Here is a 22,555-nt window from a genome sequence, read left to right as displayed (position 1 = left end):
GTCAGGTGAAGCAGCCTCGAATATTGGACCAGATGAGTTACCGTTCTGTTATCTTCAGAGCCGGCCGACTGCGACGAACACGCAGACCGCCAGGATCACGACATTCGCCGCGACGTTGCGGTACTCCTTCGGGCGGTGTTCCGTGACCGCCAGCCGCGCGTGCCCCGCCATCGCCCCGATCATCACCACGGCCAGGCCGGCCGCCGCCCACCCGGTGAGCACCGGGGCGATCCCGGTCAGCCGGGGCAGGATCAGACCGGCCGCCGCGAGGAGTTCGCAGATCGCGGCGAAGCGCACGACCGGCATCGGATAGGCCGCCACTCCGGTTTGCCCCGTTTCGAGCAGCCGCTCGCGCGACATCGCCGACTTCAGCACGCCGGACAAAGCGAAGAGCAAGGCGAGAGCTGCCTGCGCGGTCCACAATGCGATGTCCATGGTTGTCCCTCCGTTCGATGCAGGGGGAACGAACCGGCGGCGCGGACTGTGACAGCTACTCGACGCGGCTCAGTCGCGTGACGAAACTCAGCCGGTCCCCGCGGTAAAGCGACCGGACCCGCTCGAACGGCTCGCCGTCCGGGCCCCACGACACGCGGTGCATCAGCAGCATCGGCAGCGCCGGATTCGTGCCGATGAGCAGCGCCTCGCGGGGCGTCGCGAGGACGGTCTCCACGCGTTCCTCGGCCCCGTCGAAGACGACGCCCAGTTCGTCGCGCAGGTACGCGTACAGCGACTGCTCCGGGTCGAAATCCTCCTGCAGCGTCGGGAACCTGTCGGCGCGGAGGAAGGTCGATTCGAGGCCGACGCGTTCGTCGTCGGCGAGCAGGACGCGTTCCAGGTGGATCACCTCGGCGGCCGGTTCGATCCGCAGGTCGGCGGCCAGTCCGGTGCCCGCGGCGCGGCGTTCGAGCGTGATCACCGTGCGCCCGGGCCGGATTCCTTGGCGGCGCAGGCCTTCGGTGTAGCTGACGAGCGCGAGCGGCTGGACCAGCTTCGGCGCGGCGACGTACGTGCCGCTCCCCTGCCGTCGCGACAGCCTGCCTTCGAGGACCAGCTCGCCGACCGCCTGCCGGACCGTCGCGCGGGACACCTCGAACCGTTCGCACAGTTCGCGTTCCGTGGGCAGCGCGCTCCCCTCGCCCAGTTCGGCGATGACGGCCAGCAGCTCGACCTTCACCGCGTAGTAGCGCGGCACGCGGCCGTGATCCGGGATGCCGTCGCGGACCGGTCCGTCGGCGGACAGGCGGGACAGCGGCGAAGACGTGGGCACGAGACCCGAGCCTATGCCAGACGCGCGGCGCGTGGTTCGCTGTCTCGCGAACTGACCCCACGGGAGGACCCCGCAATGCCTTTGGCCCGCCGGTTAGGCCTCGCCGACGCCGTATTCATCGGACTCGGTTCGATGATCGGCGCGGGCGTTTTCGCCGCGTTCGCCCCGGCCGCGCGCGCCGCGGGTGCGGGATTGCTGCCCGCGCTCGCCGTGGCCGCGCTGGTCGCCTACTGCAACGCGACTTCTTCCGCCCGGCTTGCCGCGCTGTACCCGGAATCCGGTGGCACGTATGTGTACGGACGCGCTCGCCTGGGTGAATTTTGGGGATACTTAGCGGGTTGGGGATTCGTCGTCGGGAAAACGGCGAGCTGCGCGGCCATGACCTTGACCGTCGTCGCTTACGCCGCGCCCGGGCTCGGGCAGCCTTGGCGGAGCATTCTCGCGGTGGGCGTGATCGGATTGGTCACCGGCGTGAACTATCTCGGCGTGCACCGGTCCGCTTTGGCTACCCGGGTGATCGTTTGCATCACCCTTCTCGTGCTTGCCTTGGTCGCGGTTTTCGGATTTTCCGGCCCGCACGTTTCGCCGTGGACTCCGTTTCACGGCGGCGGAGTGCTCGAGGCCGCCGGATTGCTGTTCTTCGCATTCGCCGGTTACGCCCGGCTGGCCACGCTGGGCGAGGAAGTCCGCGATCCCGCCCGCACGATTCCGCGGGCCATTCCGCTCGCTTTGGGACTGACGCTCGTGGTTTACGCCGTGGTGGCGGTGGTGCTGCTGGTGTCGTTGGGGCCGGATGGGATCGGCGCGAGTCCCGATCCGCTCGCTTCGGCCGTGCCGTCCCTGTCGCTGGTGGTTCGAGTCGGGGCCGTGGTGGCCGCGTTGGGATCGTTGCTGGCGCTGGTGCTGGGCGTTTCGCGGACGACGCTCGCCATGGCGCGGGACGGGCATCTGCCGCGGTTCTTGGCTGCGGTGCATCCTCGGTTTTCGGTGCCGCACCGGGCTGAACTGGCGGTGGGCGTGGTGGTGGCGGTACTGGCGACGACGACGGATTTGCGTGGCGCGATTGGGTTTTCGTCCTTCGCGGTGCTGGCTTATTACGCCGTGGCGAACGCTTCCGCGTTGACCCTGCGCCGGGACGAGGGAGCCGCGCCGAAGGTGGTCGCGGCCGGCGGGCTGGCGGGGTGCGCGGTGCTGGCGTTCAGTTTGCCGGTCGCTTCGGTGATCAGCGGGTGTTTGGTGCTGGGGCTGGGCGTCGTGGCGTACTTGGTGCGCCGCCGAGGGGTTGCGCGCTGAGTTTTGGCTTTCTCGCACGGATTCCGGCCCGTGCGCGGCAGGCGGTGCGCGAAAGTCCCCCTCGCTCCGTCTCCGGCGGGTTACTCCGATTCTCCTGCATCCCCAGGTCAAGGCTGCTTTTTCGCGTCGTCTGCGGCGGCGAAATCTGCCGGATCCGGTGAAGAATCCGAAAGATCCGAAGAAAGTTGGTTGTCCACTTACCGCGGCTCTGGTGTAGTCGATTCATCACGCACGACACCTCCCCCGCCCCCGGGAGCGGAAGCTCCACTGTGGACACCGGAAGGACAATCCCCTTGGCCGACAAGCGAAACTTCAGCATGCTCACGCGAGTACTGGCAGGCGCGGCAGCACTCGCAGCCGCCGCCGGACTGGCGACACCCGCCGTCGCGTCGACGCCGCCGTCGCCGGGTGCGGAGCCTCAGGTCGTCGGCGGGACCCGCGCCGACCAAGGGGAATTCCCGTGGATGGTCCGGCTTTCGATGGGCTGCGGCGGCGCGCTGTACACCGACCAGATCGTGCTGACCGCCGCGCACTGCGTCGACCGCACCGGAGCGGACTCGTCGATCACCGCGACGCTCGGCGTGGTCGATCTGCAGAGCTCGAGCGCGAAAAAGGTGCGCTCGACCTACGTCTACCGCTCCCCGACGTACGACTCCACCGGCGGCGACTGGGCGCTGATCAAGCTGGCGAGCCCGGTGAGCGGAATCCCGACGCTGCCGATCGCGAAGAACGCCGACAACAACTCCGGCACCTTCACCATCGCCGGCTGGGGCGCGGCCCAGGAAGGCGGCGCGCAGCAGCGCTACCTGCTGAAGGCCGAGGTCCCGTTCGTGGACGACTCGACGTGCCAGTCCCAGGGCGGCGACTACGCCGACCTGAAGCCGGACGCGGAACTGTGCGCGGGCAAGCTGGACACCGGCGGAGTCGACACCTGCCAGGGCGACTCCGGCGGCCCGATGTTCCGCCGCGACGGAGCGGGCGAATGGATCCAGGTAGGCATCGTCAGCTGGGGCGACGGGTGCGCCAGGGCCCACGCACCCGGCGTGTACACCGAGGTGAGCACGTTCGCCTCCGGCATCGCCGCGGCGGCCGGGAAGATCTGACCCCTGCAGTGACGAGCCAGGTGCGGGACTCCGCTGGGGTTCCGCACCTGGTTTGTGCGGCGTTGTGCCAGGCACGCCGCAGAAGCGGAGAGGCCTGGACTGCTGCTGGAAGGCACAGCTCGCGAACCTCCGTCTGAGACAAAGCCTGCGATGCCACGCTGGCAACCCGCCCGGAGTCGCCGAGTTCCGCGCCGCCGCGTCGGAACCAACCCCGCCACCAGAACCCGCGAAACCTAGCCCGCAGGAAGCCCCGCTCCCCGCTCCTCCAGCACTCCCCGCAGCTCGGCGAGCACGGCGACGACCTCCGCGACCCGGTCCTCCCCCACCACCGAGCCGATCAGCAGCTCGAGCTGGTCCTGGAACGTCTTCTCCATCGCCTCGGCCAGCTCGCGTCCGGCGGGAGTCAGCTCGAGCAGCGACGACCGGCGGTCCTCCGGGTTCGGCACCCGGCGCACCCATCCGCGTGCTTCGAGCCGGTCGACGCTCTTGCTGGTCGCCCCGATCCCGACGGCGAAGTTCACCGCGAGGTCCGCGACCCGCGACTGCGGATGCCGTCCCAGGTACTGCAGGAATTCGAACTGCGACGCGCCGATGCCGTGCTCGGCCTTGAGACCGTCCGTCAGCGCGTTGTAGATCCGGGTCTCGCAGCGCACGAGATGGTCGAAGAACTGCTCGTTTGCCGAAGTACCTGCCATGGCATATAGTCTAGCATTAGATGCCTCGGCATATACTTCCACGGAATCCTGAGGGGACCCCATGAGCAGGGAACAGCGCCGCGCGGTGGACGAAAAACTGCGAAACGCACCGGAGCGGCCCGAAGCGACTTCGATCGATCAGATGCGGGCCGGGTTCGCCGCGTTCATGAGCCAGTACCCCGTGCCGGCCGAACATCGCGAGACTCCGACCACGCTCGCCGGGAGACCGGCCGTCCTCGTCGAACCTCCGGGCACGCCGCGGCCGGGCACGATCCTGTACTTCCACGGCGGATCGTTCGCGCTGGGTTCGCCGCACACCGCGATGGGGCTGACCGCGAACCTGGTCCTGCGCACCGGAATCCGCGCGCTCTCGCTGGATTACCGGCTCGCGCCCGAGCACCCGTTCCCGGCCGGGATCGAGGACTGCCTCGCCGCCTACCGCAGCCTCCTGGAAGACAACGACCCGTCCTCGATCGTCTTCGCCGGCGACTCCGCGGGCGGCGGCCTCTCCGTCACCACCACCCTCGCCGCGCGCGACGCGGGGCTGCCGATGCCCGCCGGGATCGTCGCGTTCTCGGCGGGACTCGACCACACGCATTCCGGAGCGTCCATGGTGGACAAGGAAGCCGCCGACCCCTTCTTCACCAGGGAAAGCTTGGCCAAGACCGGCAAGCTGTACCTGGCAGGCGCGGACCCGGCCCAGCCGCTCCTCGCCCCGGCCGTCCACGCCGACCTGACCGGCTTCCCGCCGATCCTGCTGCAGGTCGGCACGAACGAGGTCCTGCTGGACGACTCGGTCCGGCTGGCAGAACGCGCCCGCGAGGCGGACGTCGACGTGATCCTCGACATCACCGCCGACGTCCCGCACGTCTTCCAAACCTTCACCGACACCCTCGACGAAGCAGGGCAAGCCCTCGACCGGGCCGCCCTCTTCGTCAAGCAGCGCCTCGCCTGAAGCTCAGCGAAGCTTGTCCAGCCGGGAAACCGTCTCGTCGAACCCCTGCACCAGATCCGCCATCACGTCGGCCACCGGGCGGACCCGGTTCATCCTGCCGACGATCTGGCCCACCGGCATCGACACCACCGACGGGTCCGCGGCGGCGTGGATCCGGTTGTGCGCGTGGGAAACCAGCAGGTTCTGCAACGGCATCGGCAGCGGTTCCGGCGCACCCGGCGCCGCCCAGGCCTCCGTCCAGCGGGTCTTCAGCAGGCGGGCCGGCTTGCCGGTGTAGATCCGCGTCCGGACGGTGTCCGCGGAGGTCGCCGCGACCAGTGCGTCCTGCATCGCCTCCGATTCGGGCATGGTCTGGAGGTACTCCTGCGTCGCGAGCCAGTACGAGCCCATCCACGCGCCCGAAGCGCCCAGTGCCAGCGCGGCGGCGACCTGGCGGCCGGAGCCGATTCCTCCGGCTGCCAGGACCGGGGCGCGGTCGCCGACAGCGTCCACGATTTCCGGCACCAGCACCATGGTCGCGATCTCGCCGGTGTGGCCGCCTGCCTCGTGTCCTTGTGCGACAACGAGATCCACGCCGTTGTCGACGTGCCGAGCCGCGTGCGAGCCCTTGCCCGCCAGCGCCGCCACCGGGACGCCCGCGTCGTGGGCTCGGGTGATCACGTCGACCGGAGGCGAGCCCAGCGCGTTGGCGATCAGGCTGATCCGGTGGTTCAGCGCGACGTCCACATGGGACCGGGCGACCGAGTGCAGCCAGCCCAGCACCCCGGCGCGTTCGTCCGTGTCGTCGGGCAGCGGCGGGACCGCGAGGTCCTTCAGCACTTTATCGACAAATTCCCGGTGTGCCGGCGGGATCAGCTCGTTCAGGTCGGTCTGGGTGCCTTCGGACGGGATCTTCGCCGGCATCACGATGTCGACGCCGTAAGGCTTTCCGTCGGTGTTCTCGTCCATCCAGGACAGCACCGCGTCGAGTTCGGCGGCGTCGTTGAACCGGACGCAGCCCAGCACGCCCATGCCGCCCGCGCGGCTGATCGCGGCCGCGACGTGTTCCGACGGGGTGAATCCGAAGATCGGCACCTCGATGCCGAACCGGTCGCACAACGATGTGCGCATGCGCCCTCCTAGGCGGGTTCGTGTTCGGCGGCGTACCGCTGGGCCCACGGATAATCCGGCTTCCCGCTCGGCGAACGGCCGATTTCCTCGGCCAGCCACACCGTTCGCGGCACCTTGTACCCGGCGACCTCGGTCCGCACGTGCGCTTCCAGCGCGGCCAGATCCGGCCGCACGCCGGGCCGCGGCTGGACGACGGCGGCGACGCGCTGGCCGAGCCGGTCGTCCGGGATGCCGATGACCAGTGCGTCGAAAACGTCCGGATGCGATTTCAGCGCGCCCTCGACTTCTTCGGGATACACCTTTTCGCCGCCGGTGTTCACGCACTGCGATCCCCGGCCCAGCAACGTGACCGTGCCGTCTTCCTCGTAGCGCGCGTAGTCGCCGGGCACGACGTAGCGGACGCCGTCGATCTCGGTGAAGATGGTGCGGCTTTTCTCCGGGTCGCCGTAATAGCCGAGCGGAACGTGGCCGCGGCGGCCGATCAGCCCGATCGCGCCGGGTTTCGGTTCGACGAGGTTGCCGTCGTCGTCGAGCAGGATGGCATCCTTGCCGAAGTTCACCCGCGGCCCGGCGGAATGGTCGGAATCCTTGCCCACCATGCCGATTCCGGTGAACCCGCTCTCCGACGAACCGATCGCGTCGGTGATCACGACGTTCGGCAGCATCTCCAGGAATTCCTGCTTCACCGAATGCGAGAACAGCGCCGCGTGACTCGACACCGCGACCAGCGACGACGCGTCGTATTCGCCGGAGCGGTACGCGTCCACAAGCGGCCGCGCCATCGCGTCGCCGACGATCGTCAGCACCTGCACCTTGTGTTCCTGCACCGCGCGCCACACGTCGTGCGCGTCGAACTGCGGGACGAACACCACCGGGCTGCCGGTGAACAGCGCACCGAACGCGGCCCACTGCGCGGCCCCGTGGATCAGCGGCGCGGCGGGCAGGCGCACGAGCGAACCGGATTTGCCTTGTTCGCTGAGCGTCCATTCGTCCGGGACGTACTCGCCGGTGACGAAGTTGATGCCGCCGCCAAGCGCGCGCCAGATGTCCTCGTGCCGCCACAGCACGCCCTTGGGGTAGCCGGTGGTGCCGCCGGTGTAGAGGATGTACAGATCGTCGGCGCTGCGCTCGCCGAAGTCGCGTTCGTCCGACTCGCCCTCGAGCGCCGACTCGTACTCGACGCCCGTCTCGTACGGCGTGTCCGACCCGTCCTCGACGACTACAACGTGTTTCAGTTTTGGCGTTTCCGGCAGCACCGCCGCCACCCGGTCGGAGTAGCGCCGCTCGTGCACCAGCGCCACCAGGTCGGCATTGGTGAACAGATAGCGGAGTTCTCCGTGGACGTAGCGGTAGTTCACGTTCACCGCGATCGCGCGCAGTTTGTACGCGGCGAACATGGCTTCCAGCGCCTCGATGGAGTTCCGGGAATAGACACCGATGTGGGAGCCGGGTCCCACGCCGTGCGCGGACAGATGGTGCGCCAGCCGGTTCGCGCGTTTCTCCAGCTGCGCGAAGGTGACCTGGCGTCCGCCGCACACGACCGCGACGCGTTCCGGCACGGCGTCGACGGCGTGCTCGAGTAGATCCGCGATGTTGAGTGCCACGCACCCAAAGTAGAACATGTTATCGTTCTGGGCAATGACCCCGGCCAGCTGAGAAGGAGGCCCCGGTGGCCGAACCCCACGCACTCGTCAGCCTCGAAGGCCGCACGCTCGTGGTGACGATGAACCGCCCGGAAGCCCGCAACGCCCTCACCGGCGAAATGCTTTCGATCATGGTCGAGGCCTGGGACCGGGTAGACTCGGACGACCAGGTGCGCAGCTGCGTCCTCACCGGCGCCGGCGGCGCGTTCTGCGCTGGTGCTGACCTGAAATCCATGTCCCGCAACGCCCCCGACAAGTCCTTCTCGAACGGCTCCTTCGACCCGAGCCGCATCGAGGGCCTGCTGAAGGGCCGCCGCCTCACCAAACCGCTCATCGCCGCCGTAGAAGGCCCGGCCATCGCGGGCGGCACGGAAATCCTGCAGGGCACGGACATCCGGGTAGCCGCGGAGAGCGCGAAATTCGGCGTCTCCGAACCCCGCTGGGGCCTGTTCCCGATGGGCGGCTCAGCCGTGCGGCTGCCCAGGCAGATCCCGTACACCGTCGCCGCCGACCTCCTCCTCACCGGAAGGCACATCACCGCCGCGGAGGCACGCGACATCGGCCTGGTAGGCCACGTCGTCCCCGACGGTCAAGCGCTGGCTCGCGCACTGGAACTCGCTGAACTGATCAACGACAACGGCCCCCTCGCGATACGCGCGATCCTCAAAACCATCCGCGACACCGAAGGCATGCACGAGGAAGAAGCCTTCAAACTGGACGCCAAGTACGGCATCGAAGTCTTCGCCTCCGCCGACGCGAAGGAAGGCCCGAGGGCCTTCACGGAAAAACGCAAGCCCGACTTCCAAGGCCGCTGACGAAGGTACGTGAGGGGACCCCTCATTGACCCAGATTCCCCCAGGGTTCCCCTCACTCGCCTCCCGCACCTCCCGCAGAAGTCCGTGAAGGGCTCCTTGAGGGAATCTGATTCCCTCAAGGAGCCCTTCACAGACCGCCCGCCCCCGTACGCCGGGCACCCGCGATGCGCCCCAATGTGGCATTGGGTGCGTCAGATGCACCGAACGCCACATTGGATGCGCGGGATGCACCCAATGCCACATTGGGGCGCTAAACCCGCCACCCGCGCACCCCACCGCAACCAACCACCCAAGCCGCGCACCTACCGCCGCCGACGCACCCAACGAATCAAGGCACCCACACTCCCGCAACCCCGATACACAGCCAAAAACACGGCGCAGGGGTGCTTGTCAAGGCATCTTTCCCGCCTTGACAAGCACCCCCGCGCCGTAGTCACAATCAGGCTGAGGGGTGGTGGGCCCCACCCAGCGACCAGCCGAGGGGCAGCGAGCCCCCACCCCACGACCAAGCCGAGGGACGGCGAGCCCACACCCACGACCAAGCCGAGGGACGGCGAGCCCCCAGCGACCAGTCGAAGGGCGGTGAGCCCCGCCGAGGGGCAGCGGCTCCCACCGCACGCTCCCCGTGCGAGACACCGGGCCCAGCCGCAACAGCTCACCTCAAGAAACGTACAACTCCCGCAACTTCCGCTTATACAACTTCCCATTCGGATCCCGAGGCAGTTCCGGCAGATAGTCCACCGACCGAGGCAACTTGAACCGAGCCAGCCGAGTCTCCGCATACGCCAGCAGCTCAGCCGTCAACTCGTCCGACCCCTCAACCCCCTCCGCGGGCTGCACCACCGCCTTGATCTCCTCCCCCCAATCCTCATGCGGCACCCCGAACACCGCGACGTCGGCGATCTTCGGATGCATCACCAACTCCCCCTCGATCTCCGCCGGATAAATATTCACCCCGCCGGAAATGATCATGTCGGCCTTGCGGTCATGCAGGAACAAATACCCGTCCTCGTCGAGATGCCCGACGTCACCCAGCGTGAACAAATCCCCGACCCGGGCCTTCTCCGTCTTGGCCTTGTCCCGGTGATACTCGAACTTCGAGTCGCCCATCTTCATGTACACCGCACCGGTCTCGCCGACCGGCACTTCTTCCCCGGCGTCATCGAGAATCCGGATCGTCGATCCCGGCCACGGCAACCCGACCGACCCGGGCTTCCGCAACCAGTCCTCGCCGGAAATCACCGTCCCGCCGCCCTCAGTCGCCGCGTAGTACTCGGTCACGACCGGGCCCCACCACTCGAGCATCTGCCGCTTCACCTCAAGCGGACAAGGCGCGGCCCCGTGAATCATCACGCGCAGCGAACTGAGATCGTATTTCGTGCGCACGTCGTCCGGCAGCGCAAGCAACCGCCGGAACTGGGTCGGCACCATATGGCTGTGCGTGACCCGATGCCGCTCGATCAGCCGCAGCATTTCCTCGGCGTCCCAACGATCCATCAGCACCGCGGTATGCCCCAGCTGCAGCGAAATAGCCACAAAATTCAGCACCGCCGTGTGATACAGCGGCGACCCGCACAGATGCACGTGCTCGTCGAACGGCTGCAGCCCGAACACCCCGAAGAACCACGTCGAAGCAGCGGGCACTTGATCCGGATCCGCCCCGGTCAACGGCCGCTTGACTCCCTTGGGCCGTCCAGTCGTGCCTGAGGTGTAGAGCATCGGCGACCCGGCGGTCCGATTGTCGGGCCGCCCGTCCCCGAGCCCGGCACCCAATTCCTCGACCCGACGGAAGCCCGGCACCGACCCGACGGCGAACCGCGCCGAAGCAGGCAGCTCAGCCTCGTCAGCCGCAGCCACCGCGACGTCGGCGAATCGCTCGTGCGCCAGAAACGCCTTGGCTCCGCTGTCGGAGAGGATGTACGCGACTTCCGGTCCGACGAGATGCCAGTTCACCACCACCACGTACAGCCCGGTCTGGATCGCCGCGAAGTACGCCGCGACCAGGTCGTCGCCGTTCGGCAGCAGCAGCACAACCGCGTCGCCGACGCCGAGGCCGAGTTCGCGCAGCCCCGAGGCGTACCGGTTGGCTTTCGCCGTCAGATCGCCGTAGGAAATTTCCCGCCCGTCCGGATCCACCAGCGCCACCCGGGCGGGCTCGGCCGCGGCGATGGTCCACAGTCCCAGGTCCATAGCTCCCAAATCTAGAACGCGTTCCACATAGACACAACAGGTTCCTTGCCTCGGATTCGAGAACGTGTTTCACTCGGAGCCGTGACGGTTTCGGATGCCCCTCTGTCGGCGCCGCTCAACGTCGGCTTCGACTACACCCGTTCGACCGGCCCGGTGCTCGGCCGGTTCGTCAACGCGCTTCGCGAACGCCGGATCGAAGGCGTGCGCGGCAGCGACGGTCGCGTGCACGTGCCGCCGGTCGAGTACGACCCGGCCACCGCGGACCCGTTGACGGAGTTCGTCCCGGTCGCCGACGAAGGCGCCGTCGTTTCCTGGTCCTGGTGCGCGGATCCGCTCGACGGCCAGCCGCTGTCGCGTCCGTTCGCCTGGGTGCTGGTGAAACTCGACGGCGCGGACACCAGCCTGCTCCATGCCCTCGACGCCGGCTCTCCGGACAATGTCCACATCGGACAGCGGGTGCGCGTGCGGTGGGCGGACGAAACCGTCGGCCACATCCGCGACATCGCGTATTTCCTGCCCGCGGACGCGCCGGACACCACGCCCACTGAGGCCGCACCGCCGGTGGCGGAACGCGAGGAAGGCGCACCGGTCAGCGTGATCATCACGCCGGTGCACCTGAAATACCAGCATTCCGCGTCGCCGGAGGAAAGCCGGTACCTGCGCGGTCTCGCCGAAGGCCGGATGCTCGGCCAGCGCTGCCCCGAATGCGGCAAGGTCTACATCCCGCCGCGCGGCGCGTGCCCGGTCGACGGCGTGCCGACCACCGACGAGGTGGAACTGCCCGACACCGGCATCGTCACGACGTTCTGCATCGTCAACGTGCCGTTCCTCGGCCAGCGCATCAAACCGCCGTACGTCGCGGCCTACATCCTGCTGGACGGGGCCGACATCGCCTTCCTGCACCTGGTGCTCGGCTGCGCCGCCGAGGAGGTCCGGATGGGCATGCGCGTGCGCGCCAACTGGCGGCCGCGCGAGGAATGGTGGACGTCGCTGGAGAACATCAGCCACTTCGAACCCACCGGCGAACCGGACGCCGAGTACGAGACCTTCGCCCACCACCTGTGAGGAACCATGCCTGAAGTAGCCGTAGCCGGTTTCGCGCAGGCGCCCAACGTCCGCAAGACCGAGGGCACCACCAACGGCGTGGAAATGCTCGTGCCGATCCTCGCCGAGGCCTTCGCCGCGACCGGACTGTCCAAACAAGACATCGGATTCTGGTGCTCCGGCTCGTCGGATTACCTTGCCGGGCGCGCGTTTTCGTTCATCGCCGCGGTCGACGCACTGGGCGCGTTCCCGCCGATCAACGAGTCCCATGTGGAAATGGACGCCGCCTGGGCGCTGTACGAATCCTGGCTGAAGATCCGCACCGGCGAGGTCGACACCGCGCTGGTGTACGGATTCGGCAAAGCCAGCGCCGGCCAGCTCCGCCGGGTCATGGCGATGCAGCTGGACCCGTACCTCGTCACTCCGCTGTGGCCGGATTCGCTGGCGATCGCTGGGTTGCAAGCCCGGTTGGGTCTCGAAAGCGGGCTGTGGTCCGAAAAGGACTTGGCCGAAGTCGCTGCCCGCTCACGGGCGGACGCGGCGAACAACCCGGCCGCGCAGTTGTCCGGAACGGTGGACGTCGCCGAGCTGCTCGACACCCCCTACGTCGCGGATCCCCTTCGCGCACATGACATCGCGCCGGTGACAGATGGCGCATCGGTGATCATCCTGGCTTCGGAGGAACGAGCCCGCGACCTCGTGGAGCGGCCCGCGATCATCTCCGGGCTGGACCACCGCATCGACTCCCCCGTTCTCGGCGCGCGCGACCTCACGCGTTCCCCGTCGACCGCCGCAGCCGCGGCCCGGCTGGATCTCGACGGGGTCGAACTGGCCGAACTGCACGCGCCGTTCACGCACCAGGAACTGATCCTGCGCCGCGAACTCGGTCTCGATGACAGCGTCCGGATCAACCCGTCCGGCGGCGCGCTCACCGGGAATCCCATGTTCTCCGCCGGGCTCGCGCGCATCGGCGAGGCCGCCGCGCGCATCCACCACGGCGAGGCGGCGAAGACGCTCGCCCACGCGACCAGCGGACCTGCCCTGCAGCAGAACCTCCTCGCCGTGCTGGAGGCACGATGACGAAACAGCTCGCCGCGGTGCTCGGGACCGGGCAGACGCACCACCGCGCGAAGCGCACCGACGTGTCGATGGCCGGTCTGCTCCGCGAAGCGATCGACCGCGCGATGGCGGACGCCCAGGTCGGCTGGGACGACATCGAGGCCGTCGTGATCGGCAAGGCACCGGACCTGTTCGAGGGCGTCATGATGCCCGAACTGTTCCTCGCGGACTCGTTGGGCGCGAACGGGAAACCGTTGATTCGCGTGCACACCGCGGGTTCGGTCGGCGGGTCGACCGCGCTGGTCGCCACTTCGCTGATCCAGTCCGGCGTGCACCGGCGCGTGCTGACGGTGGCGTTCGAGAAGCAGTCCGAATCGAACGCGATGTGGGGCCTGTCGATCCTGCCGCCGTTCCAGATGCCGGTCGGCGCTGGCGCTGGTGGCTATTTCGCGCCACACGTGCGGTCGTATATTCGTCGTTCTGGTGCGCCCGAGCACATTGGGGCGATCGTGGCGGCGAAGGATCGGCGCAATGGTGCGTTGAATCCGTTCGCACACTTGCAGCAGTCCGACATCACGGTCGAGTCGGTGCAGGCGTCACAGATGCTGTGGGACCCGATCCGGTACGACGAAACGTGTCCGTCCTCCGACGGCGCCTGTGCGATGGTGCTCGGCGACGAAGCCGCCGGCGACGCGGTGCCGGGCGGCGCGGCGTGGATCCATTCGACGGCGATGCGGACCGAGCCCACCACGTTCGCCGGACGCGACCAGGTCAGCCCGCAAGCCGGTCGCGACGCGGCCGCCGCGTTGTGGCGCGACGCGGGCATCAAGGACCCACTGTCCGAAGTGGACGTCGCGGAGATCTACGTGCCGTTCTCCTGGTTCGAGCCGATGTGGCTGGAAAACCTCGGCTTCGCCGCCGAGGGCGAGGGCTGGAAGATCACCGAAGCCGGCGACACCGCGATCGGCGGACGGCTGCCGGTGAACCCGTCCGGCGGCGTGCTGTCGTCGAATCCCATTGGCGCGTCCGGGATGCTGCGGTTCTCCGAGGCGGCCAAGCAGGTGATGGGCCGCGCTGGCGACTACCAGGTGGACGACGCCCGGATCGCGATGGGGCACGCCTACGGCGGCGGCTCGCAGTACTTCAGCATGTGGGTCGTCGGCTCGGAAAAGCCCTAGTCTCTCCGCCGCCCCCGCAAGGCGAACAACGTCCCCAGCGCCCCGACCACCGCGCCCAGCACGGCCGCCTTCGCGCTGTCCTGCTTGGGCGCGATGATCGGGCGCAGCTGCGTCGCCGCCGGGGGCTGGATCGGCTTGCGGGGAGCGTCGCGGGCGGTGGCGGTCCAGGCGGTGATGTAGACGAGCATCCGCGCGATCAGCGAGATGAAGAACAGCAGACCGATCACCGAACCGAACGCCACGCCGGACGGCGACTTGCTGATCAAGTTCAGGTAGAACCCGCCGGCCAGTTTGAGCAGCTCGAATCCGATCGCCGCGGCGACCGCGCCGCGCATCGCGCTGCGCCATCCGACCCGCTCGCGCGGCAACCGGGTGAGCACCCACAGGAACACCATCCAGTCCGCGAGCAACGCCAGCGGCACCGACACGAACGACAGCAGGTTGTGTCCCCAGCTCGTGTCCTCGACGCCGACCAGCCCGAGCAGGGAACGGCCGACCGCGGTGCCGGACACCGAGATCCCGAACGACACCAGCAGCGCCGCGGCGAGCCCGAGCAACGCCAGGATGTCCATGAGGATCGTGCGCAGCAGCGGCCCGTCGGACCGGTTCTGGCCGTACATCGCGGTGAGCGCGTCCCGCAGCGCGTTCATCCAGTTCCAGCCGGAGTACAGCCCGACCACGAGACCGGCGACCCCGACGCCGGTGCGCTGCTCCACGAACCCGGTCAGGATCGACGACACCTGGGTGCCGATCGGGCCGGGCAGCGATCCGGAAATGCCGCGCACCAGCGCGTCCAGCAGATGCGGCTGCGTCGCGAGCACGAACCCGGCCGCCGACGAGGACAGCATGAGGATCGGCACCAGCGAGAGCAGGCTGAAGTAGGTGATCGACGCGACGTAGTGGTAGCCGCCGTAGTCGATGTACCGGTTGGTGGCGCGCGCGATGTGGTCCAGCCATCGGTACCGGGCACGCGCGCGGGCCCACTTGCTCGGCCCGGGGGTCCTGCGGGAACGCTTCACCGTCACTGTTTACCCAGCGGACGCGCTGTTTGTCGCAAAAGACACGCATTCAGGCCAGTACGACCGGGGCGTGCCCGTCGTCACGCGGCAGCGGCTCGTCGGTCGTGGCGAAGACGGTCGCGCCGAGGAAGTCGAGTTCGCAGCCCAGCGTCGCGAGGAACGGGGTGTCGGCGGCGTCGCGTCCGGTCGCGATGCGGAGCATGGTCTGGCGCGGGGCCAACCGGGTGGCGTCGAAGACGTACCAGCGGCCGTCGATGCCTGCTTCGAAGACTGCGTGGAAGTCCATCGGCTGCAAACCCGGCGCGTAGACCGAGGTGTAGCGCGCGGGTACGTCGACGAGTCGGCACAGCGCGACGCATACGTGCGCGAAGTCGCGACAGACGCCTTCGCCGGCGAGGAGCGTGTCGATGGCGTCGTGGGTGGGGCCGCCGGAACCGACGGCGTACACGAGCCTGCGGTGTACGTGGTCGACGATCGCCTGCACTCGTGCCCGCGCGCCGTCCAGTTCTCCGATGCCCGGCGGCAGCAGTCCGCCCATCCGGTCGGACGGGCAGTACCGGCTGGGCCGGGTGTACCGCGCGATGTCGGCGAGCGTGACGGGTTCGGCGTTGCCGCGGTGCAGCACGCGTTCGCCGTGATAGGCGACGCGATGCTCGCCCTCGGCGAGGTCGTACACCTCCGCGCGCGTGCCGTGTTCGAACTCGGCGGTGCGCGCGGAACCGGCGTCGGAAACGGTGAGTTCGCCGGCGTCCGCGCGCACGGCGGCGACCGAGATCGCGGCGAGACCGGGTTTCGTCACCCGGACGCCGAATTCCGCGTCTACCGTCGTGCGCACGGGGCCATCATGCCGGTGCGCCGCGCTCCTTGCCGGTCAGGTCGCGTCCCCGGGCGTTTCGCCTGCTCAGGCGTAGCGGACCTGGTAGTGCTTGATCCCGTTGAGCCAGCTGGAACGCAGCCGCTCGGGAGCGGAGACCTCGGCGATGTTCGGCATGACCTCGGCGATCGCGTTGAAGATCAGGTCGATCTCCAGCCGCGCCAGGTTCGCGCCGATGCAGTAATGCGAACCGGTGCCGCCGAAGCCGACGTGCTGGTTGTCCTCGCGCAGGATGTCGAATTTGCCGGGCTCGTCGAAGACCTCGGGGTCGAAGTTGGCCGAGCTGTAGAACATCCCGACGCGGTCGCCCTTGCGGATCTGCGCGCCGCCCAGTTCGGTGTCGCGGGTCGCGGTGCGCTGGAACGCGACGACCGGCGTCGCCCAGCGGACGATCTCGTCCGGCGCGGTCTTCGGGCGCTGCTCCTTGAAGACGTCCCACTGGTCCGGGTGGTCCAGGAACGCCTTCATGCCGTGCGTGATCGCGTTGCGGGTGGTCTCGTTGCCGGCGACGGCCAGCAGGATCACGAAGAAGCCGAACTCGTCGGAGCCGAGCGATTCGCCGTCGACGTCGGCCTGGACGAGCTTCGTGACGATGTCGTCCATCGGGCAGCGGCGGCGGTCCTCGGCCATGTTCCAGGCGTAGCCGACGAGTTCCGCCGACGCGGCGATCGGCTCGAGGTCGTATTCCGGGTCGTCGTAGGCGATCATCTGGTTGGACCAGTCGAAGATCTTGAGCCGGTCCTCCTGCGGCACGCCGATCAGCTCGGCGATCGCCTGCAGCGGCAGCTCGCACGCGACGTCGGTGACGAAGTCGCCGGAGCCCTTCTTCTTGGCCTCGTGCACGATCCGCTCGGCGCGGTCGCGCAGGGTGTCCTCGAGCTTCGCGATCGAGCGCGGGGTGAACCCCTTCGACACGATGCGGCGGAGCTTGGTGTGCTGCGGCGCGTCCATGTTCAGCAGGACGAGCCGGTTCGCGTCGAGGCCCTCGGCGGTCATCTGGTCGTCGAACCGGATGATCGCGGTCTTTTCCCTCGACGAGTAGAGCTCGCTGTCGCGCGAGACCGCCTTGACGTCGGCGTGTCGCGTGACGACCCAGTAGCCGTCGTCGCCGAATCCGGCGGTGTTGTGCGGCTGCGGGTTCCACCAGACGGGCGCCGTGCGGCGGAGTTCGGCGAACTCCTCCAGGGGCAGCCGGCTGGCGTAGAGGTCCGGATCGGTGAAGTCGAAACCGGCGGGCAAAAGCGGGGCTGCCACGGCTTGGCCTCCTGCGCGGGATCGGCGGTGATACCCAACTGCAACGCGTTCTATGACCCCAGTAGAGCATACGGTGTTAACCAACGGAACCCGCTTGAGTGAAACCTGTTTACTTTACCGTTCCAGAAGCTGTTGGCGCAGGTGAGCGCTCGCTCATCGGTTCGTGATCGACTTCCGCGCTGTCGTGCGCTCGCTTGTCATTAACAGGAACGTGTTCTAGTTTTGCGAGGTACAGGGCTTCCGGAAGGGGACACTCGTGGGCGAACCGGTGATCGTGGCCGCGGCACGCACGCCGATCGGCAAGCGCGGCGGGTGGCTGTCCGGCCTGCACGCGGCCGAACTGCTGGGCGCGGCGGTGCGCGGGGTGGTCGAACGGGCGGGCATCGATCCGGCCGAGGTGGAGCAGGTGATCGGCGGAGCGGTCACGCAGGCGGGCGAGCAGTGCGGCAACCTGACCCGCACCGCGTGGCTGCACGCGGGCCTGCCGGAATCGACCGGGGCCACGACGATCGACGCGCAATGCGGTTCGGCGCAGCAGGCCGCGCATCTGGTCGCCGGCTTGATCGCGGCGGACGCGATCAGCGTCGGCGTGGCGTGCGGTGCGGAAGCGATGAGCCGGGTGCCGCTCGGCGCGAACCGCGGCGAGGGCGTCGGCTCCCCCAAACCGGACGCGTGGTCGATCGACATGCCGGACCAATACGGTGCGGCGGAACGGATCGCGATCCGGCGAGGCATCACGCGCGAGGACGTCGACGCGTTCGGAGTGCGGTCGCAGGCCAACGCCGCCGCCGCGTGGTCGGCCGGGCATTTCTCGCGGGAAATCGTGCCGGTCACGACGGAAGCCGGTGTGGTGGACCGGGATCAGGGCCTGCGAGAGACCACAATGGAGGGTCTGGCGCGGTTGAAGCCTGTGGTGCCGGACGGAATCCACACGGCGGGCTCGTCGTCCCAAATCTCCGACGGCGCCGCGGCGGTGCTGATCATGGACGCGTCGCTGGCCCGTTCGCTGGGCCTGCACCCGCGCGCCCGGATCCGGCGGCAGGCATTGGTCGGCGCGGAACCGTACTACCACCTGGACGGCCCGGTGCAAGCGACGACGCGGGTCCTCGAGGCGGCCGGCATGAAGATCGGCGACGTGGACCTGTTCGAGGTGAACGAGGCCTTCGCGTCGGTCGTGCTTTCGTGGCAGCGCATGCACAATCCGGACGAGACGCGAGTGAACGTCAACGGCGGAGCGATCGCACTGGGACACCCGGTGGGCAGCACCGGCGCGCGACTGCTGACGACCGCCCTGCACGAACTGGAACGCCGCGACGCGACGACGGCGCTGGTGTCGATGTGCGCGGGCGGGGCGATGGCTACGGCGACGATTCTGGAGCGGATCTGAGCTGGACGGGCAGGGCCGCTGCGACGGATTGGGGCTGAGCTGGCGGAGCAGCGGCCTTGCGACGGATTGGGGCCGGAGCTGAGCTGGCGGAGCGGTGCCTCCGCGGCAAACCCGAAGCCCAGCCGGGCCAACAGGACACCGCCGCTGCGACAAACCCGAAGCGCCGAGCACCGTGGCCGCGACGAACCGGAAGCACGGCCGAGCCAGCAGAGCACCGCCCGCCGCCACAATCCGGAACCCCCACCGAACCAGCAAAGCACCGCCCGCCGGAACAAACCGGAAGCGCAACCGAGCCCACAGAACACCACCCGCCGCCACAATCCGGAAGCGCAACTGTGCCAGCACAGCACCGCTGGCCGCGACAAACCGGAAGGGCAGCCGAACCAACAGAACACCACCCGCCGCGACAAACCGGAAGCGCAGCTGTGCCAGCGGAGCGCCGCGGCCGCGACGAACTGGAAGCGGAGCTGAGCAGGCAGCCCGGGCCCGGTCGGGTCCGGGCTCGCTTCTTGCCGCGCTGGCACAATTCAGCTGCGGCAAGGCAACTCTCACCCGGGACGCGGCGGAAAAGGGGCGTGCGATGCCACGGCTCTAGAGCGCCAGCGACCGAAACTTCCGCCGCCGGTGCGGTGGCGGTTAAGGCCGGTCGTCAGTCCAGAAGCAGAACGGATGCCCAACCGGATCCAGCAGCACGCGCACGTGCTGTTGCGGCTGAAACTCGGCCATCCGAGCCCCGGCCGCGACCGCCTTCGTGACTGCGGCTTCCAGCGCGGCGCGTCCGTCGACCTCGAAGTCGAGGTGCAGTTGCATCTGCTGCTTCCCCGCGTCGACAGGCCACACTGGCGGCACGTACTGCGTCTCCAGCTGAAACGACAGACCAGCCCCACCGCCGGAAGGACGCAACGTGACCCACTCCGGTTCGTCGGCGCCGATCGGCCATCCGAGCAGTTCCCGGTAGAACTCGGCCAGCGCTCGGGGGTCGGGCGCGTCGAGGACGGTGGACGTGAGTTTCATCAGCCCAGGCTAGGGCTCCGCGGGGTCCGCTCCACGCTCCTCAACCGTTCTCCTCCCCCGTCAACCCCAGCTCCGTCCGGACCGCGGGACCGTTGTCCGGCCTCGCGAAGCGCACCCAGCTCCCGGGGTGCCACGATTCGATCCACAGCGTGTTGTCCTCCACCCACGTGACCACGGCCTCCCGCAGATCCAGCCGGAACAGGTGGCTCTCCTGTCCCTCCTGGATGCGCGCGACCTCCGCCGGATCGGTGATCTCCACCGCGTGGCCGGCGATTTTCGCGTCCCCGCCTTCCTCGATGCCGGGGTAGGCGTGCAGGGCGAAGCGGCCGTCGCGCTGGAGGTCGCGGGCCTTGCGGGCGTCGAGCATCGACCCGATGTACGCCTCGCCGTCGCGGAAGTCGATCTCCGAACCGCTCACTCGCGGCGAACCGTCGCTGCGCAGGGTGGCCAAGACGTGCGAATCCGCGGCGGCGAAGCGGGCTCGTACGCGCGAGGCCAATGCCGGGGCGGCGGCACTGAACTCATCCCAACTCGTCATTCCCGGAGTCTCGCACCCCCCACCGACAAAAACCGGCGTCCCGGAAGCGATCGGGTGACCCGGGTTGTGCTTGACTCTCGGCATGATCGCGGAAGATGCGGAGACTGCCGAGCATCGCTGTCCGGTCGAGGGCGGCGAGCTGGCCGTCCGCACGACCGGCGAGGGACCGCGGCTGCTGCTGGTCCCCGGCGGGACCGGTGCGGCGGACTCGTTCCGGGCGCTGGTCAAGCTTTTGCGCACGGACTTCACCGTGATCACCTACGACCGGCGCGGCCATTTCGCCAGCACGGACACCACCACCGGGCCCGTTCCGGTGGCGCTGCAGGCGGACGACGCGCTCGCGGTGCTCGACCACGTCGGCGGGAGCGGGCCGGTGTCGATGTTCGGGACCAGTGCCGGTGCGTTGATCGGGCTGGATCTCGTCGCGCGGTATCCGGACCGGGTCGCCGTGTTCGTCGCGCACGAACCGCCCGCGATCCAGTTGATGCCGGACGCCGAGGGGATTCTCGAAGCCGCCGCGGCGCAGGTCCGGCTGGCCCGTTCGGGTGATCTGATGGGCGCGGTCACGCGGTTCGCGGACGGGATCGCCGGCGCCGCGCTGCCCGACCTGCCGCATCTGCGGCTGCCGAACGAGGGCGACTGGCTCCGGCTGTTCGACCGCGAGCTGACCGAGTTCTTCGACTACCTGCCGGACTTGCGCGCGCTGCGCCGGACGAACACCGAGATCGTGCCGGTCGCCGGGGAGGGCAGCCGCGGCTGGTACCACTACCAGCCCGCCAAAATCCTCGCGCTCGAACTCGGACTGCCGTTCACCGAGACGCCGGGCGCGCACCTGGCACCACAGCGCAATCCGGCGAAGTTCGCGGCCGCGTTGAAGGATCTCCTCGCCAACGTCTGAAAAGCCGTGAAGGGATCCCTCACGACCAGCGCGCCGTGAGGGGGTCCTTCACGGACCTTCCGCGCCCGAAGCCGCCACCGGCCGACGCCGCGGAAACTCCCGCACCAGCCCGGGCACGATCGCGAGCAGCAGCAACCACAAGAACCGCGCCGGGGTCAGCGTCGCGCCGGCCAGGCCCAGCGCGGCCGGAACCCCCACCCCGGCGAGCACCGCGACGAAGTCCCACGGCTTCCACCTCCCGGAAGCCACCCGCGCCACCACGCCCACGACCGTGAACGCCGCGACGCACCCGCACAGCAGCCATCGCGTCCCCGCCGCGAGGTGTCCGTGCGCGACCGACTCCACGGCGTCCCCGAACCCCGCCGCCAGCGCCGCCAGCAATCCGGCCACCAGGCAGTGCACCGGCAGCAGGACCCGCGGGCCCCAGGCAGTCTGGGACAGATAGGGAATCCCGCCGAATCCCTGGAACAACGCCGCTCCCCACAACGCCGCCAGCAGCGCCAGCACCCCGAGCACGGTCGAGAGCAGCGGCCACTCCCAGTCGGGGATCTCCGTCATCGCGTCGGTGACCGTCAGGACGCCCTCGCCCAGCACGATGATCGTGAACAGCCCCAGCCGCTCGCCGAAGTGCGCGAGGTCCAGGTGCGCGAAGGCCAGCCCCGGCACCGGCCGCTTCGACTGGGTGGCCCGTTCCGCCACCTTGGCCGCGACCTGCTCCCCCGACATGGTCAGCCCGGCCACCAGGTCGATCGCCAGCCCGAGTGCCCACAGCAGGTACTTCCCCGGCGCGTCGACCCAGAACGAGACGACCCACGGCACCACGCCCATCCCGGCGTGCACCACCGGCCATTCGACGATGATCCGCGTGTTTTCCCGGCCTTCCCAGACCCGGCTCGCGAGCGCGCGCACCGCCACGTAGGAGATGGCGAAGCCCTGTGCGTGCTCGCCGATGTCGTGCACCGAACCGGCCATGAAAACCAGTCCGGCCATCGCGAGCAGCACCGGCATCGCGCGCGCCGCTTCCCCGGTGACGTTGCCGTACACGGTGAAGCACATCCACGCGGTCCAGAACGCGAGGAAGCACACGACGTAGAGGCCGGCGTCGCTCCAGGAAGTCGTTCCGCGCACGAGGTGCGAAAGCTGGGCGACGCCGGCGACCGCGACCAGGTCGAAGAAAAGCTCGAGCCAGGACGCGTGGCGTTCCTCGGTTTTCATGATC

General features: G+C 68.8%; 21 protein-coding genes. 9 read left to right on the top strand and 12 right to left on the bottom strand.

Annotated elements, in window-relative coordinates; all coding sequences use genetic code 11:
- Positions 1-54 precede the first annotated feature (54 nt).
- Both EIZ45_RS36945 and EIZ45_RS36940 read right to left on the bottom strand, forming a co-directional pair.
- Positions 55-435, bottom strand: coding sequence for a DoxX family protein (locus EIZ45_RS36945; RefSeq protein WP_134668179.1), 381 nt, complete (start codon positions 433-435; stop codon positions 55-57).
- A 55-nt stretch (positions 436-490) separates the two neighbouring features.
- A complete protein-coding gene (locus EIZ45_RS36940) occupies positions 491-1,267 on the bottom strand; it encodes a GntR family transcriptional regulator (protein ID WP_134668180.1) in 777 nt (258 codons plus the stop codon).
- Between the two features lie 75 nt (positions 1,268-1,342).
- Between EIZ45_RS36940 and EIZ45_RS36935 the strand changes: the two genes are divergently transcribed.
- Together EIZ45_RS36935 and EIZ45_RS36930 are read left to right on the top strand one after the other, a co-directional pair.
- The gene (locus tag EIZ45_RS36935) at positions 1,343-2,560 is read left to right on the top strand and encodes an APC family permease (protein ID WP_134668181.1); all 1,218 of its coding nucleotides are present in this window, start codon (positions 1,343-1,345) and stop codon (positions 2,558-2,560) included.
- 293 nt (positions 2,561-2,853) lie between these two features.
- Positions 2,854-3,663, top strand: coding sequence for a trypsin-like serine protease (locus EIZ45_RS36930; protein ID WP_240690887.1), 810 nt, complete (start codon positions 2,854-2,856; stop codon positions 3,661-3,663).
- Positions 3,664-3,896: 233 nt separating this feature from the next.
- Here the strand turns inward: EIZ45_RS36930 and EIZ45_RS36925 are convergent, their stop codons facing one another.
- On the bottom strand, positions 3,897-4,358 hold the full coding sequence (locus EIZ45_RS36925; RefSeq protein WP_134668182.1) for a MarR family winged helix-turn-helix transcriptional regulator: 462 nt from the start codon (positions 4,356-4,358) through the stop codon (positions 3,897-3,899).
- A gap of 61 nt (positions 4,359-4,419) precedes the next feature.
- Here EIZ45_RS36925 and EIZ45_RS36920 point away from each other — a divergent pair, with 61 nt between their 5' ends.
- Entirely contained in the window at positions 4,420-5,313 is an 894-nt protein-coding gene (locus EIZ45_RS36920; protein ID WP_134668183.1) for an alpha/beta hydrolase, read from the top strand.
- A 3-nt stretch (positions 5,314-5,316) separates the two neighbouring features.
- On the opposite strand, the gene EIZ45_RS36915 is transcribed toward EIZ45_RS36920, so the two are convergent.
- Positions 5,317-6,423 (bottom strand): nitronate monooxygenase family protein, encoded by a 1,107-nt coding sequence (locus EIZ45_RS36915; RefSeq protein ID WP_134668184.1) that lies wholly within the window; start codon positions 6,421-6,423, stop codon positions 5,317-5,319.
- Between the two features lie 8 nt (positions 6,424-6,431).
- A complete protein-coding gene (locus EIZ45_RS36910) occupies positions 6,432-8,027 on the bottom strand; it encodes an acyl-CoA synthetase (RefSeq protein ID WP_199817435.1) in 1,596 nt (531 codons plus the stop codon).
- A 65-nt stretch (positions 8,028-8,092) separates the two neighbouring features.
- Between EIZ45_RS36910 and EIZ45_RS36905 the strand changes: the two genes are divergently transcribed.
- A complete protein-coding gene (locus tag EIZ45_RS36905) occupies positions 8,093-8,881 on the top strand; it encodes a crotonase/enoyl-CoA hydratase family protein (RefSeq protein WP_134668185.1) in 789 nt (262 codons plus the stop codon).
- A 660-nt stretch (positions 8,882-9,541) separates the two neighbouring features.
- Here EIZ45_RS36905 and EIZ45_RS36900 read toward each other — a convergent pair.
- Positions 9,542-11,071, bottom strand: coding sequence for an acyl-CoA synthetase (locus EIZ45_RS36900; protein ID WP_134668186.1), 1,530 nt, complete (start codon positions 11,069-11,071; stop codon positions 9,542-9,544).
- An 81-nt stretch (positions 11,072-11,152) separates the two neighbouring features.
- Here EIZ45_RS36900 and EIZ45_RS36895 point away from each other — a divergent pair, with 81 nt between their 5' ends.
- Genes EIZ45_RS36895 through EIZ45_RS36885 form a run of 3 tightly spaced genes read left to right on the top strand, consistent with a single transcriptional unit; the run spans position 11,153 to position 14,352 of the window.
- On the top strand, positions 11,153-12,136 hold the full coding sequence (locus EIZ45_RS36895) for a Zn-ribbon domain-containing OB-fold protein (protein ID WP_134668187.1): 984 nt from the start codon (positions 11,153-11,155) through the stop codon (positions 12,134-12,136).
- Positions 12,137-12,142: 6 nt separating this feature from the next.
- Positions 12,143-13,195: a thiolase domain-containing protein gene (locus EIZ45_RS36890; protein ID WP_134668188.1), complete on the top strand. Its 1,053-nt coding sequence runs from the start codon at positions 12,143-12,145 to the stop codon at positions 13,193-13,195.
- Positions 13,192-14,352 carry a thiolase domain-containing protein gene (locus EIZ45_RS36885; protein WP_134668189.1) on the top strand — a complete coding sequence of 387 codons (1,161 nt, stop codon included), beginning with the start codon at positions 13,192-13,194 and terminating at the stop codon, positions 14,350-14,352. Before EIZ45_RS36890 ends, EIZ45_RS36885 begins: the two co-directional genes overlap by 4 nt.
- Here the strand turns inward: EIZ45_RS36885 and EIZ45_RS36880 are convergent.
- The 3 genes from EIZ45_RS36880 to EIZ45_RS36870 form a co-directional block, all read right to left on the bottom strand.
- Positions 14,349-15,377 carry a YhjD/YihY/BrkB family envelope integrity protein gene (locus EIZ45_RS36880; RefSeq protein ID WP_134668190.1) on the bottom strand — a complete coding sequence of 343 codons (1,029 nt, stop codon included), beginning with the start codon at positions 15,375-15,377 and terminating at the stop codon, positions 14,349-14,351. The two genes, EIZ45_RS36885 and EIZ45_RS36880, sit on opposite strands and share 4 nt — an antisense overlap.
- Positions 15,378-15,420: 43 nt before the next feature.
- Positions 15,421-16,206 carry a transglutaminase family protein gene (locus EIZ45_RS36875; RefSeq protein WP_037809991.1) on the bottom strand — a complete coding sequence of 262 codons (786 nt, stop codon included), beginning with the start codon at positions 16,204-16,206 and terminating at the stop codon, positions 15,421-15,423.
- A 66-nt stretch (positions 16,207-16,272) separates the two neighbouring features.
- A complete protein-coding gene (locus EIZ45_RS36870; RefSeq protein ID WP_037809990.1) occupies positions 16,273-17,499 on the bottom strand; it encodes a cytochrome P450 in 1,227 nt (408 codons plus the stop codon).
- 256 nt (positions 17,500-17,755) lie between these two features.
- Between EIZ45_RS36870 and EIZ45_RS36865 the strand changes: the two genes are divergently transcribed.
- Positions 17,756-18,886 carry a steroid 3-ketoacyl-CoA thiolase gene (locus tag EIZ45_RS36865; RefSeq protein WP_134668191.1) on the top strand — a complete coding sequence of 377 codons (1,131 nt, stop codon included), beginning with the start codon at positions 17,756-17,758 and terminating at the stop codon, positions 18,884-18,886.
- Positions 18,887-19,522: 636 nt separating this feature from the next.
- Here the strand turns inward: EIZ45_RS36865 and EIZ45_RS36860 are convergent.
- Positions 19,523-19,900, bottom strand: a complete 378-nt coding sequence (locus EIZ45_RS36860; RefSeq protein ID WP_134668192.1) for a VOC family protein — start codon at positions 19,898-19,900, stop codon at positions 19,523-19,525.
- Between the two features lie 40 nt (positions 19,901-19,940).
- The gene (locus EIZ45_RS36855; protein WP_037809986.1) at positions 19,941-20,438 is read right to left on the bottom strand and encodes a pyridoxamine 5'-phosphate oxidase family protein; all 498 of its coding nucleotides are present in this window, start codon (positions 20,436-20,438) and stop codon (positions 19,941-19,943) included.
- An 82-nt stretch (positions 20,439-20,520) separates the two neighbouring features.
- Between EIZ45_RS36855 and EIZ45_RS36850 the strand changes: the two genes are divergently transcribed.
- A complete protein-coding gene (locus tag EIZ45_RS36850) occupies positions 20,521-21,336 on the top strand; it encodes an alpha/beta fold hydrolase (protein ID WP_037810129.1) in 816 nt (271 codons plus the stop codon).
- A gap of 48 nt (positions 21,337-21,384) precedes the next feature.
- Here EIZ45_RS36850 and EIZ45_RS36845 read toward each other — a convergent pair whose 3' ends face one another.
- Positions 21,385-22,551: a low temperature requirement protein A gene (locus EIZ45_RS36845; protein WP_238608394.1), complete on the bottom strand. Its 1,167-nt coding sequence runs from the start codon at positions 22,549-22,551 to the stop codon at positions 21,385-21,387.
- Between the last annotated feature and the right edge of the window lie 4 nt (positions 22,552-22,555).

Source organism: Amycolatopsis sp. CFH S0740, assembly GCF_004522315.1.
Taxonomy (GTDB): Bacteria; Actinomycetota; Actinomycetes; order Mycobacteriales; family Pseudonocardiaceae; genus Amycolatopsis; species Amycolatopsis nivea.
The sequence above is the reverse complement of the archived record's forward strand: the minus strand, read 5'-3'. Positions and strand labels throughout refer to the sequence as shown.

Coding starts and splice junctions, on each gene's coding strand:
- EIZ45_RS36945 (WP_134668179.1), bottom strand. CDS start 435: ATGGACATCGCATTGTGGACCGCGCAGGCAGCTCTCGCCTTGCTCTTC.
- EIZ45_RS36935 (WP_134668181.1), top strand. CDS start 1,343: ATGCCTTTGGCCCGCCGGTTAGGCCTCGCCGACGCCGTATTCATCGGA.
- EIZ45_RS36925 (WP_134668182.1), bottom strand. CDS start 4,358: ATGGCAGGTACTTCGGCAAACGAGCAGTTCTTCGACCATCTCGTGCGC.
- EIZ45_RS36920 (WP_134668183.1), top strand. CDS start 4,420: ATGAGCAGGGAACAGCGCCGCGCGGTGGACGAAAAACTGCGAAACGCA.
- EIZ45_RS36915 (WP_134668184.1), bottom strand. CDS start 6,423: ATGCGCACATCGTTGTGCGACCGGTTCGGCATCGAGGTGCCGATCTTC.
- EIZ45_RS36900 (WP_134668186.1), bottom strand. CDS start 11,071: ATGGACCTGGGACTGTGGACCATCGCCGCGGCCGAGCCCGCCCGGGTG.
- EIZ45_RS36890 (WP_134668188.1), top strand. CDS start 12,143: ATGCCTGAAGTAGCCGTAGCCGGTTTCGCGCAGGCGCCCAACGTCCGC.
- EIZ45_RS36885 (WP_134668189.1), top strand. CDS start 13,192: ATGACGAAACAGCTCGCCGCGGTGCTCGGGACCGGGCAGACGCACCAC.
- EIZ45_RS36860 (WP_134668192.1), bottom strand. CDS start 19,900: ATGAAACTCACGTCCACCGTCCTCGACGCGCCCGACCCCCGAGCGCTG.
- EIZ45_RS36855 (WP_037809986.1), bottom strand. CDS start 20,438: ATGACGAGTTGGGATGAGTTCAGTGCCGCCGCCCCGGCATTGGCCTCG.
- EIZ45_RS36850 (WP_037810129.1), top strand. CDS start 20,521: ATGATCGCGGAAGATGCGGAGACTGCCGAGCATCGCTGTCCGGTCGAG.
- EIZ45_RS36845 (WP_238608394.1), bottom strand. CDS start 22,551: ATGAAAACCGAGGAACGCCACGCGTCCTGGCTCGAGCTTTTCTTCGAC.